This window comes from Brevundimonas sp. 01N35 (genome assembly GCF_056399785.1).
The window spans coordinates 1-18182 of the sequence record NZ_JBFTRZ010000015.1 but is presented as its reverse complement, the minus strand read 5'-3'; the positions used below and the strand labels follow the sequence as shown (position 1 = coordinate 18182).

The window sequence follows — 18182 nt, the reverse complement described above, 5'->3', positions numbered from 1 at the left end:
TGGCGGAGACGGAGGGATTCGAACCCTCGGTACCCCTTACAGGGTACGACGATTTAGCAAACCGTTGCCTTCAGCCACTCGGCCACGTCTCCGGCAGGCGGCGTGGATAGCGAGTCGCGCGCCGCGACGCAACCGGGGACCTGCAAACTGTGGCGTTAACGTCGGATAGACAGGCGCTATGCGACGAATACAGCTGTAATCATTGCTTCGGGATCACGCTGTTCGCCTCATGACGTCCGCCGACACCCTCTTTCCCGCTGCGGACGGCTCCGGCGTGCAGGCGCGGCGCGTCCGCGAATCCGTTTCTGCGACGCGTGATTCGTTCCCAACGTCCGGCAAGGCGCGACGCGGCCCCTTCCGCCCTGACCTCTGGTTGAACACGCGCCAGCGCAACGCCGCCCGGCGGCGCGTCTTCTATTTCCGCGGACTGGATATCGTGGGCGTTGCAGCCGCGACCGTCGTCGCTGTCGCGCGCCTCGCGGACGGAGCCCCTCTGTCGGCGCGGCTGGTTGATGCGGCTCCGCTCGGACTGGGCGCCCTGGCCCTTCTCGTCCTGCTCCGGTCCCTCGGGCTCTATCGGTTCGACAGGGGTCATGGCTTGCGGTCCCATATGGCGTCGATTGCCTGCGTCGTCGCCTTTGGCGCGGTGCTGACCTTCACCCTGGGGTTCGCCCTGCATGGCGCGGCCACGCCGTGGGTCGTCTATGGCCGCTGGAGCGCGGGCGTCATGGCGCTGCTGCTGGCGACCCATGCGGTGTGGAGCCTTCTGGTCGCGCACTGGCGACGCAAGGGCGCCCTGACCCCCAACATCGCGGTGGTCGGCGCCACCCGCCACGCCGAACGCCTGATCCGGGAGGCGCTGCAGCGCCGCGACCTGAACGTGCTGGGAGTGTTCGACGATCGCCTGGCGCGCTCCCCCGACGCGGTTGAAGGCGTGCCGTTCCTAGGCGAAGCGGACGCCCTGCTGAACCACCGGCTGACGCCCTACATCGACCAGATCGTGCTGGCCATCGATCCCAAGGCCGAGACGCGCGTGCGGGACCTCACCGCTCGTCTCGGCGCCCTGCCAATTCGCCTGACCCTGCTGATCGACCCCAAGACAGCCGAGCAGCGCAACGCCGCGCTGGAGAAGCTGGCGCAGGCGCCGATGGCCCCGCTCGAAGGCCCTGTCGACCCCGATCGCCGCGCCTTCCACAAACGTCTGCAGGACGTCGTCCTGGCGTCCACAGCCCTGATCCTGCTCTCGCCGATCCTGCTCGTGATCGGCTTGCTGGTCCGTTTCGACAGCGAGGGTCCGGCCCTGTTCCGCCAGCGCCGGCACGGCTTCAATCAGGAAGAGATCGTGGTGCTGAAGTTCCGCACCATGCGCCACGCCGACGCCGACGCGACCGCCAGCCGCCAGGTCACCGCCGACGACGACCGGATCACGCGCGTGGGCCGGTTCCTGCGCGCCGCCAGCCTGGATGAGTTGCCGCAGTTGCTGAACGTGATCCGGGGCGAGATGTCCCTGGTCGGGCCGCGCCCCCACGCCATCGGCATGAAGACCGGAGCCGTCGAATCCGCCCGTCTGGTCGCCGAATACGCCCATCGCCACCGGATCAAGCCGGGCATGACCGGCTGGGCCGCGATCAAGGGCTCGCGCGGCCCCATGCACACCGCGCCCGAAGTGCGTCGCCGGGTGCAACTCGACATCGACTATATCGAGCGCCAGTCCTTCTGGCTCGACCTGTGGATCATCGCCGTCACCATCCCGGTGCTGCTCGGCGACCGTCTGGCGGTGCGCTGATGTTCTGGCGCGGGGTCCTGGGCTATCTGCCCGCCAACATCATTCAGGGCGTCGTCGGCTTCCTGGCGATCATCATCTACACGCGGCTGCTCAGCGCCGAAGACTTCGGCCGCTACGCCCTGGCCTTTTCGGTCATGACCCTGGCGCATGTGGCGACCTTCAGCTGGCTGGAGGCCGCCATGGCGCGGTTCTGGGCCGCCCAGCGCGACGGCGCCGACATGGCCAGCCATTTCGCCAGCCTGTATCGCACCGCCTTTATCCTGACCGGCCTGTTCCTGCCGCTGGCGGGTCTGGCGATCTGGCTGTGGCCCATGCCGGACGGTTTCCGCCTGCCGATCGCCGTGGCCCTGCTCGGCATCCCCGTGCGCTGCCTGACCAAGCTGGCGCAGGAGCGCTATCGCGCGGCGGGCGAGGTGCGCCAGGCCGCCAGCCTCGACATCTGGAACACCCTGGCCGGCTTCGGCGTCGGCGCGGCCTTCGCCCTGTCGGGCGGCGGGGCCGCCTCGCCGCTGGCGGGCCTTCTCATCGCGCCTCTGTTCGCCCTGCCCTTCATCCTACCCGGCGAGTTGCGCGAGGCGCGCAGCGGCTACGTCGATCGCGAGCGGCTAAGAAACTACGCGGTCTACGGCTATCCCATCGCCGCCTCCCTTGGCCTGGCCCTGGTGCTGGCGTCGACCGACCGCTTCCTGCTGGCCATGTTCATGGACGAGGCCGCCGTCGGCGCCTATCACGCAGGCTACAGCATCGCCAACCGGACGCTGGACGTCCTGTTCATCTGGCTCGGCGCGGCAGGCACGCCTGCCCTGGTCATGGCGCTGGAGCGCGGCGGGCGCGATCAACTGTCCGCCGCCGCGCGGGAGCAGGCCTCAACCCTGATCCTGATCGGTCTGCCCGCCGCGGTCGGCGTGGCCCTGGTGGCGCGCCCGCTGGCCGAGTTCATGATCGGCGAGGATCTCCGCGACGCCGCCGCCCTGGTCACGCCATGGATCGCCCTGTCGGCCCTGCTGTCGGGCGTGACAGTCTATTATTTCCATCAGGCCTTCACCCTGGGCCGCCGCACCGGCTGGCTGCTGGCGGCGATGAGCATTCCGGCGCTGGCCAACGTGATCCTCAACATCGTGCTGATTCCGCGCTTCGGCGTTCTGGGCGCAGCCTGGGCCACGGCCGCAAGCTTCGCCATCGGCCTGATCGCGTCCTGGGCCATGGGGCGTCGCATCCTGCCCCTTCCGGTCCCGTGGAGGTCGCTGCTGACGTGCGGAACAAGTTGCGCGGTGATGGCCGTCGCGGTGTCGCTGCTGCCGCCCATCGGCGGCTTCCCCGAGTTGATGCTCGACGCCTCGGTCGGCGCAGCGGTCTATGGCGCCTGCGCTTTCGCCCTGAATGCTGGGGGGATGCGCGATCTGGCGCGGCGGATCCTCGGTGCGGTCCAGGCGCGGAGGGCGGCCGCATGAGCGTCTCCACCGCCATTCACGACAATGCGGCCTGGGCCAACGCCCGCCCGGCCCTGTCGGTGCTGATCCCGTTTCTTCGCGACGATCCCGAGCCCCTGATCGCCCTGCTCGACCGCGAAGCGCCGCCTCTAAACGGCATGGCCGAGTTGATCCTGCTGGACGACGGCACGAGCGACGACGCCCTGACCGCCCGGCTAACCGCCCGGATCGCCGTCTGCGCCCTGCCGATCCGCCTGATCTCCCTTTCCACCAATGAAGGCCGCTCCGTCGGACGCAACCGACTGGCGACCGCTGCGCGCGGGTCCAGCCTGCTGTTCCTCGACAGCGACATGCGCCCCGACCACGACCGCTTCCTGCGCACCTGGGCCGCTTTGGCGCGCGACGGACAGACCGCCGCAGCCTTCGGCGGCTTCTCCCTGTTGCAAGCCCCCGACGAGGCGCGCTTCGCCGTCCATCGCAGCATGGCGGCGCGATCCGACTGCATCCCCCATGACCAGCGCGCCCTGCAGCCTGAAAAATACGTCTTCACCTCCAACCTGCTGGTCCGCCGCGACGTGTTCGAGGCCGAGGCCTTCGATCCCGGCTTCACCGGCTGGGGCTGGGAAGACGTCGAATGGGCCATGCGCGTCTCACGCCGCTTCAAAGTCGAACACGTCGACAACCCCGCCACCCACATGGGTCTGGACACGGTCGAGACCCTGGCTGCCAAGTACGAGCAGTCGGCGCCCAACTTCGCCCGCGTGGTCGCCCGCCATCCCGACTTCGTCGCCGTCTATCCCAGCTACCGCGTCGCGCGACGGTTGAAGTCCGTGCCGGGCCTGAAGGCTATCCGCCCCCTGTTCAAGCAGGCGGCGGAGCTGCCGGTGTTGCCCGTCGCCCTCAGGGCGTTCAGCCTGCGGCTCTACCGCGTCGCCCTCTATGCGGAGGCGATATGATCCAGCCCTACACGCCCGACGTCAGCCTGGGCGGCAAGCTGCGCCGCCGCTTCGCGCGACTGACGCACCGTCGCCCCGCACGGCTAGCCCTGGCGCGGCCGACCGTCAGCTTCACCTTCGACGACATCCCCGTCAGCGCCGCCCATTCAGGGGCGGAAATGCTGGAGAAGCATGACGCGCGCGGCACCTTCTACGTCTGCGCTGGCCTGTTCGGGCAAATGGGGCACATGGGCCGCTTCGCCGACGCCGCCGAGATCGGCGCCTTGATCCGTCAGGGGCATGAGGTCGCCGGCCACACCTTCGACCACGTGGACTGCCACCTCACCACGCCCGCCGAACTGAGCACGGATCTGGACGCCAACGACACCGCCCTGCGCGGCCTCGGCGCCGCCGCGCTTCATTTCGCCTATCCCTATGGCGAGGTGTCGCCCCGCGCCAAGAAGCAGCTGGGGGGCCGCTACGCCTCCCTGCGCGGCGTCCACAGGGGGCTGGTCCACGACGGCGACGACCAGAACCAACTGCCGGGCGTGGGCATCGAGGGGCCCGATGGCGAATCCCTCGCCCGCGCCTGGATCGACCGCGCCGTGGCCGAACAGGCCTGGCTGATCCTCTACACCCACGACGTGCGCGAAACGCCGTCGCCCTGGGGCTGCACGCCCGACGCCTTGGAGCGGCTGATCGGTCACGCCCGCTCCGTCGGCTGCGACATCCGCACCGTCGGCGAGGTTCTGGCGGCATGAGCGCCCAGGCCGACGTCGCGATCATCATTCCCACCCTGCGCCGCCCCGCCAGCCTGGAGCGGGCCGTCCTGTCCGCGCTGGCCCAGACCGGCGTCTCGGATCGCCTGAGAGAGATCGTCGTCGTCGACAACGACCCCCAGGCCAGCGCCCGCGACGTCACGGCGCGCCTCGCCGCCGACGCCGGCGTGCCGGTAATCTGGCGCCATGCGCCGCGCCCCGGCGTCGCCACCGCCCGCAACGAAGGCCTCGCCGCCACCACGGCCCCGCTGATCGCCTTCCTCGACGACGACGAGGCCGCCTCGCCCTCCTGGCTGGCCGCGCTGATCTCGGCTCAAATTTTAACGGGCGCCGACGCCGTCTTCGGTCCCATTCGCGGCCGCGTGCCGGACGAAACCGGCTGGACACGCCCCTATCTGGAACGCTTCTTCGGTCGCGAAGGCCCTGACCGCACCCAGTTGATCGACGCCCCCTATGGCTGCGGCAACGCCCTGCTGGTGCGAGCGACCGCCCTGCCCGGCGCAACGCCCTTCAACACCGCCGCCGATCAGTCGGGCGGCGAGGACGACGCCCTGTTCGCGGCGCTGGCGGCGCGTGGCGGCCGCTTCGGCTGGGCAGCTGACGCCTGGGTCGACGAGTTCGCGCCGCCGCATCGCGCCAGGCTGCGCTACGCCCTGACGCGCGCCTTCGCATACGGCCAAGGCCCCGCCCAGACGGCCGCCGCCGCGCGCGACTGGCCGGGCGTCGCGCGCTGGATGGCGATCGGCGCCGCGCAAGCCCTGGTCTGGAGCGTAACCGCTCTGGCGCTGACGCTGGTCCGGAGTCCGACGCGCGCCGAGGCGCTGGACCGCACCGCCCGCGGAATCGGAAAAATATTCTGGATGAAGGGCTTAGAGCCTCGTTTTTACGGCATACACGAACTGGCGCGGCTGGACCGCCAAGGCGCCGCACAGACCGTCAGCTAGCCCGTCAGACGGCTCAGGATCGACGACGGCGTCCAGGTCGAGCGGTTCATCACCACCCCGGCGATATGGCCGCCCACGGCGCCGATCTCGTCGCGCAGGGCTACGGCCTCTCCGGCCGCCGTGGCTTCCGCCGCGACCACAATGATGGTGGCGTCGATGAAGGGCGCAAGCGTGATCGCCATGTCGCTTCGATCCGCCGCCGGCGTATCGATGACGACGGTGTCGGCGTGGGCGCGCAGAGCGCTCCAGTAGCGCGCCTCGCCCAACGGCTCGACCCGCTGACCGGCGCGCGTCAACTCCGTATGGAATCGGGTCACGTACAGACGCCCGCCCAGACAGGCCCGCGCCGTCATCAGCCGCGCCGGGGCCACCGGCCGACCGTCGCGGCCGCGCATGGGCGGCGTCACGGCATAGAAGGCCGAACCGTCGGGCGAGGCCTGGACCGGCGCGGCGAGCCGCCCGAACCGCTCGGGTTCGGCGGCGACGGCGTCTGCCTGCCCCTGTTGCGCCAGATCGCCGTCGATCAGCCAGACCGGCCTGCGTGCGCGGACCGCCGCCAACCGCGCATATTCGCGCGCCACGGTCGAGACGCCCTCGCCCGAGGTCGCCGAGACGAACTGGATCACGCGGCCGCGATGAGCCGGCGCTGGCCCCAGCGCCGCCCACAGTCCCGCCATTTCCGTCGTCAGATCGACCATCGAATCGGTTACGCGCTCGCCCTCAAGGCGTCAGCCTTAGCATGGCCGGACATCGGCGGATCGGGCCCGCTTCATCGGGACCACGGCCAGGACGGGCAGTTGCAGCGTCCGGCTGGCCGTCGATGGCATGGCAAAGCCGCGCCGCAGGAAGACCCGCAGCAGCCCGACGCACAGCGCCGTGAATCCGGCGAACAGAAAGACCCCGATCAGCAGCGGAAGCTTCAGGCTCTTGCCCTTGGACGGCGGCTGGGCGCGTTCGATCACCGTGACGTTGTCGGCCCCGGCCTTGACCAGTTCGTTGTCGGCGCGACTCTGCGTCTCGCGCAGTTGGAACTCGCGGATCGAGGCTGACAGCACCTCACGATTGCCCGACAGGGTGGCGTTGCGCGATTCCAGTTCGGTCAGGCGCGCCTGACGCTGGCGCAGATCCGTCACCTGACGATCCAGAACCGCCAGCCGCGCCGCCAGGGCGTCGCGATCGGCCTGGGCGTTGATGCGCGTCGTCTCCAGCTCGGTCCAGATCGGATTCGGCCCGGTGCGAACCTCCTTGGCGCCGACCGCCGTGCCGGTGCCGACATAGGCTTGCAGTTGGGCGATCTGGCCTTCGAGCTCGCGCACCGGTTGGGCGTCGGGCTGATAGCGCGCCAGCAAGCCCTCGCGCTGCGTGCGCAGTTGCAGGATCTGATCCTGCGCCGAGATGTTGAGATCCTGCTGCAGAGCGATCTCAGCGGGGGTGCGCGCCTGCTGGCCCACCAGGGTCGCCAGCCGCTGTGACGCCTGGTTCAGTTGGGCTTGCAGGCTCATGCGTTCGGCGAAGGTCGACTGATAAGTCCCCGCCAGGGTGGCCTTGGCGGTGGCGAAATCGCCGATGTCGTTGCTGCGCAGGAAGGCCTCATAGGCCCGGTCCGCGTCGGCCAGCTCGCCTTCGAAGGTCTGACGCTGGGTCTGGATCGCTGGAGTCGCGCGGTCCTGAAACACTTCGCGCCGATAGGTCAGATACTGGTCGATCACCGTGTTCAGCACGCGCGCCGACAGGGCCGGATCATCGCTCTTGTAGCTCAGGCCCACGACCGGGCTCAGCGGCGCCGCCGTCACGGCCAGGCTGGCCGCCACGGCGCGGACGGCCGACGCTTCCTGCGCCTCGGGCGTGCCGGTCGCGCGCTTGCCTTCCTGGAAGGTCTCGACGCCCAGGGCGCGGACCACGCGCTGCTTGACCTCAAGGCTGTTCAGGATGGCCGCTTCCGACTGCGCCACCTCGCCCGCGGCAGGCGGCGACGCACGATCCGTGGCGCCCACGCGCGGCTGATAGACATATTCCTGACCGACGCCGACAAACAGACTGGCCCCGGCGGTGTAGGTCTTCTTCAGCGTCAGGATGGCCGCCGCGCCGATGACGAACAGGACGACGAACACCAGAATCATCACCAGCAGTTCGCGGAACAGCAAGGCCACGACGTCCATGACGCCATACCGCGGCCGGGCTGCTGCATAGGCTGTCGAACGCATGAACGGGGCGAATCCACTGAAATCGTCGCCTGCACCTTTGCGGGGCCTGCGTTAACCACGCGTTACCCATAACCGTTCAGCTTCATATCAGCTCGAATTCCAGCCTGGTCCCCGCCTCCATGATTCCTGATCGCCGCCTTGTCCTGATGGGTCTGGCCGCCAGCCTGACCGGCTGCGCGGGCGCGGCGACGGGTGACGCGCGTCGCGTGCAAGGCGTACCCGCAAGCCGGTTCCCCGACGTCCCCTTCGCCGACTGGACCGACGTAGAGCCGGAATACCTGCTCTATCCCGGCGACGAGATCGAGGTGGCGACCCCGACGGCCAGCGAACTGACCCGCCAGTTGAAGGTCGGACCGGACGGCCGCGTCTCCCTGCCCCTGCTCGGCCACGTCATGGCCGCCGACCGCACCCTGTCCCAACTCGAGGCCGACATTTCAGCAGGTTACGCCACTCAGCTTAGACGCCCCGAGGTCGAGGTCACCCTGCGCGCGGCCGGCCCGCTCAAGGTCTGGGTCGACGGCGAGGTGCGCAATCCGGGCGTCTTCGACATGCCCGGCGACATCGACGCCCATCAGGCCGTGATCCTGGCCGGTGGCGCTCTGCCCTCGGCCAGGCTGCAACAGGCCGCGCTGATTCGGCGCGGACCGGGCGGGGTGCGGATGATGCGCGTGGTCGACCTTCGCCCTCGCCGGGGCGAGGTGGTCGCCCTGCGTCGCGGGGACATCATCTATTTGCCGCGCACGACTTTGGGCGAACTGGCCGCCTTCTTCACCCAGGTGAGAGCGGCCCTGCCCATCGGCTTCAACTACGCCCTGAACGGCGGCTACGCCTCGACCTGACGGGTCCTCCATGGGTCGGGACGAGAGGCCGCCGCCCCAAAACCCTTTCAGCGAAGAACGTGCATTGACGCTGGTCAATGGCCGCCCCCTCGTCAGGATGATAGGCTTTCCGAGAACATGGGTCAGGAGAGCGGCATGAAGGGTTTCGTCGATAACATCGACCGACTGACGGTCGACAACAAGGATTTCAGGCGCGTGCTCTACACGGGCAAACACCTGCAACTCGTCCTGATGGCCCTGCGTCCTGGCGAAGAAATCGGCGAGGAAGTCCATGACGACCATGACCAGTTCTTCCGCATCGAAAAGGGCGAAGGCGAGGTCTGGATCGACGGCGCCTGCACCAGGATCAAGGCCGATGACGCCATCATCGTGCCCGCCGGCGCCCGTCACAACGTCGTAAACACGGGCGACAAGAAGCTGAAGCTCTACACCGTCTATGGTCCTCCGGATCACAAGGACGGGATTGTACGCGCCACCAAGTCGGATGCCGAGGCCGGCGAAGAACATTTCGACGGCGTCACGACGGAACCCTAAGGCGGCCGAGGCCGTCCGTCAGGCGTTGATGATCACCTTCAGCGCCTTGGTCTCGGCGGCGCGGCCGAAGGTGTCGTAGGCGTCCAAAATCTGGTCGAGCGTGAAGCGGTGCGTGATCAATCGGGTCGGATCGATCCGGCCGGATCGCACCGTCTTGAGGAGCATCGGCGTCGTCGCCGTATCCACCAGCCGGGTGGTGACGGCGATGTTCCGGGACCACAGGGTTTCGAGGTGCAGGTTCACCGCCTTGCCGTGAACGCCGATGTTGGCGATGACGCCGCCGGGCGCGACCAGTTCCTCGCACAGCTCGAAGGTCGCCGGGACGCCGACGGCCTCAATGGCGGTGTCGACGCCTCGACCGCCGGTCAGGGACGACACCGTCTCCGCCGCCTTGCCGTCGCTGCTGTTGATCACCTGCGTGGCGCCGAAACGACGCGCGATTTCCAGACGGCTGTGGTCCAGATCGATCATGATGATCTCGGCCGGAGAGTAGAGCTGCGCCGTCAACAGGGCGGCCAGTCCGATCGGCCCGGCGCCGACGATGGCCACCGTCGAACCAGGGGCGACCTTGCCATTCAGAACCCCGCACTCGAATCCCGTCGGCAGGATGTCGCTGAGCATCACCATCGCCTCTTCGTCCGCCCCCTGCGCGATCGGATAGAGACTGGTCTCGGCATGGGGAATGCGGACGTATTCCGCCTGGGTCCCGTCGATCGCGTTGCCCAGAATCCAGCCGCCGGTGGTGCAGTGAGAATACATGCCCCGGCGGCAATACTCGCATTTCCCGCAGGAAGAGATGCAGGAGATCAGGACCCGGTCGCCGGGCTTGAACGTCGTGACGGCGGCGCCGATCGCCTCGATGACCCCCACGCCCTCATGGCCCAGAATCCGGCCTGGCGCGCATGTCGGGACATCGCCCTTGAGAATGTGCAGGTCGGTGCCGCAGATCGTGGTCTTGACCACCTTGACGACGGCGTCGCCGGGGGCCTGGATCACGGGCATGGGCCGGTCTTCGAGGGCCTTCTGGCCCGGCCCCTTGTAAACGAGCGCCTTCATGGTGCGGACTCCTCCTCCGGCACGATGCCGGTATGCGCCGCTCGACCGGGCGACGCGACGCCGACCCTCGCGCCTTTCCGCCGGGATCGACTTGATCGACGTCAAGTTCCGTCGCGCGGCGCCAGAGCGGTTCACCCCCGAATTTCGCGAGGCGAATTGACGATGATCAAGGGCGTCGTCGGCAAAGAGGCGCGTTCTTCGGCCTTGGAGAACGCCAATGAGAAGCCCCGCCCCCGTCTTTACCCAGACGTCCGTTGGAAGCCCGTTTTCACACCCGTCCAGACGCAGGGCGCTGATCGCCGCCGCCCTTGGCGCCGCGCTCGCGGCCTGCTCCACGGCGACCCCCTACCAGCCGATGGGCGCGCCCTCGTCCGAGGGGGCGGGCGGCTACAGCGATGTCCAGCTCCAGCCTGACCGCTGGCGGGTCACCTTCGCGGGCAACAGCCTGACCTCTCGCGATACGGTCGAAACCTATCTCCTCTATCGCGCCGCCGAGCTCACGGTTCAGTCCGGCTATGACTGGTTCACCACGGCGCAGCGCAGCACCGACGCCACCACACAGGCATACGCCTATCCCATCGATCGCCCCTGGGGGCCGGCCTGGGGGCCGCGTTGGCGTTACCACGACGGCATCGGCGTCTGGCGGCGCTGGGACCCCTGGGGTTCAGATCCCTTCTTCGATGTCGATCTGGTCACCCAGTACGAAGCCTCGGCCGAGATCATCATGGGACGCGGGGCCAAGCCCGCCGACGATCCCCACGCGTTCGAGGCCCGCAGTCTGATGGACGCCCTGTCCAGCCAGATCGTTCGCCCCCGCTGATCACGACAAATTCCTCCGCGCTGCGGCGACGCAGGCCTCGGAACGGCCTTCGCCTCCAGAAGGCGGGCGCAAGAACGGCGCTCAGCCGCCCGCCTTCATGCCCCCCTTCCATCGAGCCTACGCCTATCCCGGCTTTACCTGGATGCGATGCGCCTTGGATTGGGCGTGCTGGCTCTTGGGGATGTCGATATCGAGCACCCCGTTCTTGATCCGGGCCTCCACCCGGTCGGCGTCGACTTCCTGATCCAGAGGAATCCGGCGTTCAAACCGTCCATAACTGCGCTCGGTATAGCAACGTCCCTCGCTGCTCTCGCTATGGGTGTCGCGCCGCTCGCCCTGAAGCACCAGGACATTATCGTTCAGGTCGATCTGGATGTCCTTCTGCTCGAGGCCCGCGAGGTCGGCGGTGACATGATAATCCTTTTCGGTCTCCCTGATTTCCAGACTGGGCCAGAGCCTGGCGCCGTCGGAACCCTTGGATCGAAGCTCGGGCATGCGCCAGAAATCGCCCATCAGCCGGTCCAGTTCTCGCTGCATCGGCGAAAATGGATCCCGGTCGAAAGCGCCCAGCAGGGACGAGGGTTGAGGGATAAGGCTTTGGGTCGGCATGACGGCGTCTCCATTGAGCCCCCGAGGCCTCAACCGGCTTCGGTGCAGGAAGTTTCCTCGCGGAGCGGAGAACGACCGGGCGGCGGGACCATATCGATCCTGCCCGTCCCGTCCGTGACTTGACGGACGTCAACCCACCCGAGCGCCGATGGGGCAAGATGAACGATCCCCACAGGGAGATCGAAGCCGTGACGGAAGATTCAACAGGCAGCGCCGTCGCGCGCCTGAGCTTGACGGCCGGGTCCTGACCATGGATCGGCGCCCGCCCCTGTTCGAGGACCGCGCCGAGGCGGGACGGCGGCTGGGCGATGTGCTGACCGGATTGAACACCCATGATCCGGTGATCTACGCCCTGCCCCGGGGCGGGGTCCCCGTGGCGTTCGAGATCGCGCGGCGTCTGGACGCGCCATTGGACCTGGCCCTGGTGCGCAAGATCGGCGCGCCCGGCTACCCCGAACTGGCGCTGGCGGCGGTGTTCGACGGCGACCAGCCTCATATGGTGATCAACGAGTCCGTCCGGCGAACCACCGCGGCCAGCGACGCCTATCTGGCCCAGGCGCAGGCTCGCGAACTGGCCGAGATCGAACGCCGCCGCGCCCTCTATTTCGCCGGAAGAACCCGACCCGATCCGCGCGGGCGGACCGCCATCGTGGTCGATGACGGCCTGGCGACGGGGGCGACGGCGCGGGCCGCCGTTCAGGGATTGCGCCAACAGGGCGCCGCGACCGTGATTCTCGCCGTGCCGGTCGCACCGCCCGAGGTGGCCGCCGCGATGCGCGAAGCGGTCGACGTCCTGGTCTGTCTGGAGGAGCCTTCGATCTTCCGCAGCGTCGGCGAGGCCTATGCCGACTTCCATCAGTTGGAGGACGAGGAGGTGCTGGATCTGATGACCCGCGCGGCCGCCTTCGGAGCAGACCGGAACGGCTAGGCGCAGTCAGCGCAGATAGTCCTCGAACCAGCCGACGGCCAGACGGATCGCCGCCTCCAGCGTCCCCGGCTCTTCGAACAAATGGGTCGCGCCCGGCACGACCGCCACCCGGCTCGGCCCTGCGATCTGCTGTTCCGCCTCTCGGTTCAAGGTCAGGACGGGTTCGTCGTCGCCGCCGACGATCAACAGGGTGGGCGCCGTGACGCGCGCCAACGCCTCGCCAGCCAGATCGGGCCGTCCGCCGCGCGACACCACGGCGGCGACCGTCTCAGGCCGATCCGCCGCCGCCCTGAGCGCCGCGGCCGCCCCTGTGCTGGCCCCGAACAGGCCCAGCGGCAGGTCCGCCAGATCGGGCCGGGCCCTGGCCCAGTCGATGGTCTGGACCAGCCGTTCGGCCAGCAGGTCGATGTCGAAGACGTTGGCGCGGTTTCCCGCCTCCTTCTCCGTCAGCAGATCGAACAGCAGGGTGGCCATCCCTTCCCCGACAAGGACCTGGGCGACCTCCCTGTTCCGGGGGCTGAACCGGCTGGAGCCGCTGCCGTGGGCGAAGATCACCAGGCCGCGCGGCCGGGGCGGCTTTCGAAGATCGCCGGCGAGATCCAGCGGCGGGATCAGGACGGCTTCGGCGGAAGGGGCGGCGTCGGCGGGCATGGCGGCCTCCTGAACCCGTCAGAACCGACGACGGGTGAGCGCAAGTCTAGTTCGACGCCTCTCCTCGACATTGACGGGCGTCAAGGCGAGGCGGCGGAAAGCGGCTCAGATGAGCGGATGACCGCCCCCTCTTCACTCCAGATCGAGGAGCTCGCCGCGCTCGTGCGCAGGTCTTCCCTGCCGCTGCCGCCCATCGACGACGAGGATTTCGCCGCCGCCTTCGATCACTTCGGAAATGCACGGGTGGTCCTGCTGGGCGAAGCGACCCACGGCACCCGGGAGTTCTACAAGGCGCGGGCGGCGATCACGCGACGGCTGATCGACCGGCACGGTTTCCGCATCGTGGCCGTCGAAGGCGACTGGCCCGACGTGGCCGAGTTGGACCGTTTCATCCGCAACCGCGGAGTCTGGGGCCAGAAGGACAGTTTTCCCAATTTCCCCCGCTGGATGTGGCGCAACGCCGAATTCGTCGCCTTCGTGCACGCCCTGCGCGCCTGGAACCTGGAGCGGCCCATGGCGGACCGCGCTGAACTGCGCGGCCTGGACGTCTACAGCCTATCGCAGTCGCGCCGCGAGGTTCTGAACTATCTGGACCGGGTCGATCCCCAGGCGGCGGGCGAGGCGCGCCTGCGCTATGGCTGCCTCACCCCCTATCTGGACCAGCCTCAACGCTACGGCGCGGCGGCGCGCTTGGGGACGGTCGACTGCGAGGACGCGGTCGTCGCCCAACTGGTCAGCCTGCTGCGTCATCGGCTCGACTACAGCCGCCAGGACGGCGAGGACTATCTCGATGCGGCTCAGAACGCGCGCGTGGTGCGGGCGGCCGAGGCCTATTACCGCGCCATGTATCGCGGCTCGGTCGAGAGCTGGAACCTGCGCGACACCCATATGTTCGAGACGCTCGGCCATCTGCTGCAGGCGCGCGGTCCGGGGGCCAAGATCATCGTCTGGGCGCATAATTCGCACCTGGGCGACGCCTCCGCCACGGCCATGGGCGAGGCCGGCGAATACAATCTCGGCCAGCTGTGCCGCGAAGCCTTCGATCGGGACTGCGTGTCCATCGGCTTCGGGACCGACCGGGGACAGGTGGCGGCGGCGGACGACTGGGGCGGCCCCCAGGAGTTCAAACAGATTATCCCGGCGCGCCGCGACAGTTGGGAGCATATCTTCCAGCAGGCCGGCATGGGCCGGTCGCTGACCGACTGGCGCGCCGATCCTGGCCTGGCCGAGGCCTTGGGCGGAACCCGGCTCGAACGCGCCATCGGCGTCATCTACCGACCCGACACGGAGCGCAGCAGCCACTATTTCGACGCCCGGCTTTCGGCCCAGTTCGACGCCTATGTCTGGTTCGAAGAGACGGAAGCCGTGACGCCGCTGGCCGGGGCGCCGCCGGAAGGCGCGCCGGACATCTATCCCTTCGGCCTTTGACCGGCGAACCGCCCGGTATTGATCGAGGCGCGCTGAACCGGCGCGAACGGACCGCTCCCTCCCCGCGTTGAGCGAAGCGCGACGCCAGCGAGGTCAGGATGCCCGGCTACACCCTCTATTATTGGTCCGCGCCCTTTCGCGGCCAGTTCGTGCGCGCCGTCCTGGCCTTCGCAGGAAAGCGCTGGTCGGAAGCCGGCGACGACGCGATCAGCGCCCTGATGCAGGGCCCGCCGGAAGACATGCCGGTTCCGTTCATGGGTCCGCCGGTATTGGTCGACGAGACCGCCGGGGTCGCTATCTCCCAGATGCCGGCGATCATCTTCTACCTCGGAGAAACGCTCGCGCTTCTACCAACGGACCCGGCCTTGCGCGCGCTGACGATCAAGGTGGTCAACGACGCGAACGACGTCATCGACGAACTCACCCTGGATGGGGGCCGCCAGATGTGGACCGACAAGCGATGGGCCGCCTTCGTCCCCCGCCTGAGAAAGTGGATGGCGCTGTGGGACGACCTGGGACGGCGACATGGCCTGAACGCCCGTTCCGGCTTCCTGCTCGGCGGCGACGCTCCCGGTATCGCCGATGTGGTCACCGCCACCCTGTGGGCGACGCTGTCCGAGCGGTTTCCGCAGATCGGATCGATCCTTGATGAGGCTGCCCCCATGACGGCGGGCTTGACGCGTCGCGTCTCGACCTTGTCCCCGCTCGCCCAACTGGCCGAACGCGCGGGGCACGAGTACGGCGAGGTCTATTGCGGCGGCCTGATCGAACAATCCCTTCGCAAGGTGTTGGGATCGAGAATCGCCAAGACAGACCTCTAGAACCAACCGGCCTCTTTCAGCACTGGACCATAGGTCCTGCTCACCGGCGCCGTGAGGCCGCCGACGAGGCGCATCTCGCCCGCGCCGCGCCGCCAACGCACGTCCTCCACCGTGTCGGCCGCCACCCACCATGAGCGGTGGACCCGCCAGCCGTGGGCCCGCGCCAGTTCATCCAGGGCGTCGCCGAAACGCAGGGTGATCAGCTCCGCACCTGCGTCGGTATGGACCTTCAGATAGTGGTCGTGCGCCTCGATCGCGATCAGCCGCGCCCCGCGACGTTTCGCCGAAAGCCGTCGCCGGAAAGCCGCTTCGGCCTCGGGGAGCGGCGGGGCGATGACGGTGCGCGTCTCGACTTGCGCGGGCGAGCGCCGCCAGACCAAGGCCCGGACCGCCATCACCGCCAGCAGAATGGGCCACACCTGCCAGAGCAGACGCAGGAACCCCTCCACGTCGAGCCGACCGCCCAGAAGAACATGTTCAGCGGCCAGCACCAGCAGCGACACCGCCGGCGTCATGAGCACTGAGACCACCGCCACCCGCTGCCAGGTCCCGGCGATGCGCGGGATCAGCAGGCCGTCGGCTGCGATCCCGATCAGACCGCCTCCGACCATGCAGACCATCCAGTAGATGTAGCGATCACGGTCGGGGATGCGGTCAGAACCGAACGGTCCAAGAAACCCCATCAGCAGGCCGATCGCGATCAGCATGGCCAGGTCTATGGCCCACCGCCGCGCCATACCCCCCGTCCCTCTCGCCTCACCGTTCATGCCGTCCCGTTCGCGTAACCTTGGCGCCGTTCGCGCAGCGAGGCCTAGCGAGCAGCCGCCCGGTCGGCAATGGCGTTCAGCGAAACCGCCAACGAGGACCTCCGCTTGACCACCACCGTCGCCACGCCCCCGACCCAAACCACGTCCTGGCGCGCCCGCATCGCCTGGATGCTCCTCGCCCTTCTCTGCCTGGGGATCGCCGGTTATTCCGCGCGCTACCTGCTGCATCCGCCACAGACGCCGGCCCAGGCGCTGGGCAACCCGCTCGGGGTTCCGTGGCTCTTCATCCATATCGCCGGCTCAATCACCGCACTGCTGCTGGGCTCGCTGCAGTTCCTGCCCGCCTTGCGCCGGGGCCAGGGTAGAGGCTTTGGCCCGCCGCACCGCTGGACTGGACGGGTCTATGTCGCGGGATGCCTGGTCGGCGGCGCGGCGGGCCTCATCCTGGCGCCGGGCTCCTCCGCCGGCCCGATCGCCTCGGCGGGCTTCGGCAGCCTGGCTGTCATCTGGGTCGCCGTGACCCTCCTGGGATGGCGCGCGGCCGTGCAAGGCCGCTTCGCTGAGCATCGGCGCTGGATGATCCGCTCCTGGGCGCTCACCCTGGCCGCCGTCACCCTGCGGCTCTACCTGCCGCTGGTCATGCTCCTGGATCTGCCGTTCTTGCCTTGGTACCGCGCCATCTCCTTCCTGGCCTGGGTCCCCAACCTGATCGCGGCGGAGCTTTGGCTGCGACGCACGCAGGCGCGCGTCCAAACCCGGCCAGGACGTCTTGGAGAAGCATAGTAGCGCGCGCTACGTCCAAATTCCGCTCTCGACCCATCTGAGACATTCAGGCCGTCTGTTGTGGGCGCGAACTGTTGAGCTTTTCCGGCAGCCCCGTCAGGGTGCATCCATGCGCCTCAGAACCCTGCTCGTCCTAGGCCTCCTGGCTCTCGCCGGATGCGCCCCATTTCCGAAGGGGCCGCCCCTGATCGGTTACGATCCGGCACCTTATGGCGACGCCTTCCGGGCTGCGGCGACGGAAGCAGTCATCCGCAGCAAGCTGGGCGAAGGCTTCTACGAGGTCTTTGGGGATAAGGCCTATACGTTGGGCCAATCCGGGCTATGCGCGGAGGACACGCTCCAGCACTTCTTGTCGCTGCAGCACGGTTGTGCACTGCTCGGTCCTGGCGACAGTCCCGACTGCCGCGAACTCGACCTTTGCATACGGCTCACAGTAGGCAGCAGGCTATTTAAGGACCCAGAGGTCAGGTCGGCTGTCGAAGCCGCTTTGCTGCGGCCCTGCGATGCGCTCACTCCGCCTCAGGACCTTCCGTATGCACGCTGGCCTTCGGCCATTGGCAAGCCAGCGACCGCTAGTTGGGGACTGCTCCGTTGTGGCAGTCGGCGTCAGGTGGTGGGGAGCGATATCGCGTTTCACGAGAACGGCGCCCAGACCGTCATTTCCTTCACCTTTAGCCTCGCTCGAAGGTAAGCAGCGCGCTGGCGATAAGGTCCGCTTCCCACGGTGGGCTCAACTGATCGCTGCAACACACGCAGCGAAGGTCTCCGCTGGCGTCCGATAGAGCAAGGTCTTTCTTGGCCGTTCGTTGAGCTGTCGGGCGATGGCGCTGAGCTGGGCCTGGCTGTGGAGGGACAGGTCGGTTCCGTG

General features: G+C 68.3%; 18 protein-coding genes, 1 tRNA gene and 1 pseudogene. 12 read left to right on the top strand and 8 right to left on the bottom strand.

Annotated features, from left to right (window positions below):
• Nucleotides 1-92 (bottom strand) — tRNA-Ser (locus AC1DJ5_RS13715).
• A gap of 137 nt (nt 93-229) precedes the next feature.
• On the opposite strand from AC1DJ5_RS13715, the gene AC1DJ5_RS13710 reads away from it, so the two are divergent.
• Genes AC1DJ5_RS13710 through AC1DJ5_RS13690 form a run of 5 tightly spaced genes read left to right on the top strand, consistent with a single transcriptional unit; the run spans nt 230 to nt 5874 of the window.
• The gene (locus tag AC1DJ5_RS13710; RefSeq protein ID WP_477020960.1) at nt 230-1786 is read left to right on the top strand and encodes an exopolysaccharide biosynthesis polyprenyl glycosylphosphotransferase; all 1557 of its coding nucleotides are present in this window, start codon (nt 230-232) and stop codon (nt 1784-1786) included.
• Nucleotides 1786-3237 carry a lipopolysaccharide biosynthesis protein gene (locus tag AC1DJ5_RS13705; RefSeq protein WP_441453744.1) on the top strand — a complete coding sequence of 484 codons (1452 nt, stop codon included), beginning with the start codon at nt 1786-1788 and terminating at the stop codon, nt 3235-3237. The genes AC1DJ5_RS13710 and AC1DJ5_RS13705 overlap by 1 nt, the downstream gene beginning before the upstream one ends.
• A complete protein-coding gene (locus AC1DJ5_RS13700) occupies nt 3234-4172 on the top strand; it encodes a glycosyltransferase family 2 protein (protein WP_477020959.1) in 939 nt (312 codons plus the stop codon). Before AC1DJ5_RS13705 ends, AC1DJ5_RS13700 begins: the two co-directional genes overlap by 4 nt.
• Nucleotides 4169-4912, top strand: coding sequence for a polysaccharide deacetylase family protein (locus AC1DJ5_RS13695; protein ID WP_441453748.1), 744 nt, complete (start codon nt 4169-4171; stop codon nt 4910-4912). Before AC1DJ5_RS13700 ends, AC1DJ5_RS13695 begins: the two co-directional genes overlap by 4 nt.
• A complete protein-coding gene (locus AC1DJ5_RS13690; protein ID WP_477020958.1) occupies nt 4909-5874 on the top strand; it encodes a glycosyltransferase family 2 protein in 966 nt (321 codons plus the stop codon). Before AC1DJ5_RS13695 ends, AC1DJ5_RS13690 begins: the two co-directional genes overlap by 4 nt.
• On the opposite strand, the gene AC1DJ5_RS13685 is transcribed toward AC1DJ5_RS13690, so the two are convergent.
• Together AC1DJ5_RS13685 and AC1DJ5_RS13680 are read right to left on the bottom strand one after the other, a co-directional pair.
• On the bottom strand, nt 5871-6572 hold the full coding sequence (locus AC1DJ5_RS13685) for a P-loop NTPase family protein (RefSeq protein WP_477020957.1): 702 nt from the start codon (nt 6570-6572) through the stop codon (nt 5871-5873). The genes AC1DJ5_RS13690 and AC1DJ5_RS13685 overlap by 4 nt on opposite strands.
• A 36-nt stretch (nt 6573-6608) precedes the next feature.
• The gene (locus tag AC1DJ5_RS13680; protein ID WP_477020956.1) at nt 6609-8078 is read right to left on the bottom strand and encodes a GumC family protein; all 1470 of its coding nucleotides are present in this window, start codon (nt 8076-8078) and stop codon (nt 6609-6611) included.
• Nucleotides 8079-8197: 119 nt separating this feature from the next.
• Between AC1DJ5_RS13680 and AC1DJ5_RS13675 the strand changes: the two genes are divergently transcribed.
• On the top strand, nt 8198-8917 hold the full coding sequence (locus AC1DJ5_RS13675) for a polysaccharide biosynthesis/export family protein (RefSeq protein ID WP_441453755.1): 720 nt from the start codon (nt 8198-8200) through the stop codon (nt 8915-8917).
• Nucleotides 8918-9052: 135 nt separating this feature from the next.
• Nucleotides 9053-9451, top strand: a complete 399-nt coding sequence (locus AC1DJ5_RS13670) for a cupin domain-containing protein (RefSeq protein WP_441453756.1) — start codon at nt 9053-9055, stop codon at nt 9449-9451.
• 18 nt (nt 9452-9469) lie between these two features.
• On the opposite strand, the gene AC1DJ5_RS13665 is transcribed toward AC1DJ5_RS13670, so the two are convergent.
• The gene (locus AC1DJ5_RS13665; RefSeq protein WP_477020955.1) at nt 9470-10507 is read right to left on the bottom strand and encodes a zinc-dependent alcohol dehydrogenase family protein; all 1038 of its coding nucleotides are present in this window, start codon (nt 10505-10507) and stop codon (nt 9470-9472) included.
• A 217-nt stretch (nt 10508-10724) separates the two neighbouring features.
• Here AC1DJ5_RS13665 and AC1DJ5_RS13660 point away from each other — a divergent pair, with 217 nt between their 5' ends.
• Entirely contained in the window at nt 10725-11327 is a 603-nt protein-coding gene (locus tag AC1DJ5_RS13660) for a CC0125/CC1285 family lipoprotein (protein ID WP_477020954.1), read from the top strand.
• Between the two features lie 123 nt (nt 11328-11450).
• Here AC1DJ5_RS13660 and AC1DJ5_RS13655 read toward each other — a convergent pair whose 3' ends face one another.
• Entirely contained in the window at nt 11451-11936 is a 486-nt protein-coding gene (locus AC1DJ5_RS13655; protein WP_441453762.1) for an Hsp20/alpha crystallin family protein, read from the bottom strand.
• Between the two features lie 250 nt (nt 11937-12186).
• Between AC1DJ5_RS13655 and AC1DJ5_RS13650 the strand changes: the two genes are divergently transcribed.
• Complete coding sequence (locus AC1DJ5_RS13650; RefSeq protein ID WP_477020953.1) at nt 12187-12864, top strand: phosphoribosyltransferase; 678 nt, start codon at nt 12187-12189, stop codon at nt 12862-12864.
• A gap of 6 nt (nt 12865-12870) precedes the next feature.
• Here the strand turns inward: AC1DJ5_RS13650 and AC1DJ5_RS13645 are convergent, their stop codons facing one another.
• Nucleotides 12871-13515, bottom strand: coding sequence for a dienelactone hydrolase family protein (locus AC1DJ5_RS13645; protein WP_477020952.1), 645 nt, complete (start codon nt 13513-13515; stop codon nt 12871-12873).
• 162 nt (nt 13516-13677) lie between these two features.
• Between AC1DJ5_RS13645 and AC1DJ5_RS13640 the strand changes: the two genes are divergently transcribed.
• Nucleotides 13678-14943 carry an erythromycin esterase family protein gene (locus AC1DJ5_RS13640; RefSeq protein ID WP_477020951.1) on the top strand — a complete coding sequence of 422 codons (1266 nt, stop codon included), beginning with the start codon at nt 13678-13680 and terminating at the stop codon, nt 14941-14943.
• A gap of 98 nt (nt 14944-15041) precedes the next feature.
• Nucleotides 15042-15764, top strand: coding sequence for a glutathione S-transferase (locus AC1DJ5_RS13635; RefSeq protein WP_477020950.1), 723 nt, complete (start codon nt 15042-15044; stop codon nt 15762-15764).
• On the opposite strand, the gene AC1DJ5_RS13630 is transcribed toward AC1DJ5_RS13635, so the two are convergent.
• Nucleotides 15761-16471: a LytTR family DNA-binding domain-containing protein gene (locus AC1DJ5_RS13630; RefSeq protein WP_477020949.1), complete on the bottom strand. Its 711-nt coding sequence runs from the start codon at nt 16469-16471 to the stop codon at nt 15761-15763. The two genes, AC1DJ5_RS13635 and AC1DJ5_RS13630, sit on opposite strands and share 4 nt — an antisense overlap.
• A 165-nt stretch (nt 16472-16636) precedes the next feature.
• Here AC1DJ5_RS13630 and AC1DJ5_RS13625 point away from each other — a divergent pair, with 165 nt between their 5' ends.
• Complete coding sequence (locus tag AC1DJ5_RS13625; RefSeq protein WP_477020948.1) at nt 16637-17314, top strand: DUF2306 domain-containing protein; 678 nt, start codon at nt 16637-16639, stop codon at nt 17312-17314.
• Between the two features lie 730 nt (nt 17315-18044).
• On the opposite strand, the pseudogene AC1DJ5_RS13620 reads toward AC1DJ5_RS13625, so the two are convergent.
• A pseudogene (locus AC1DJ5_RS13620) lies at nt 18045-18182 on the bottom strand (IS30 family transposase); the annotation flags it as partial.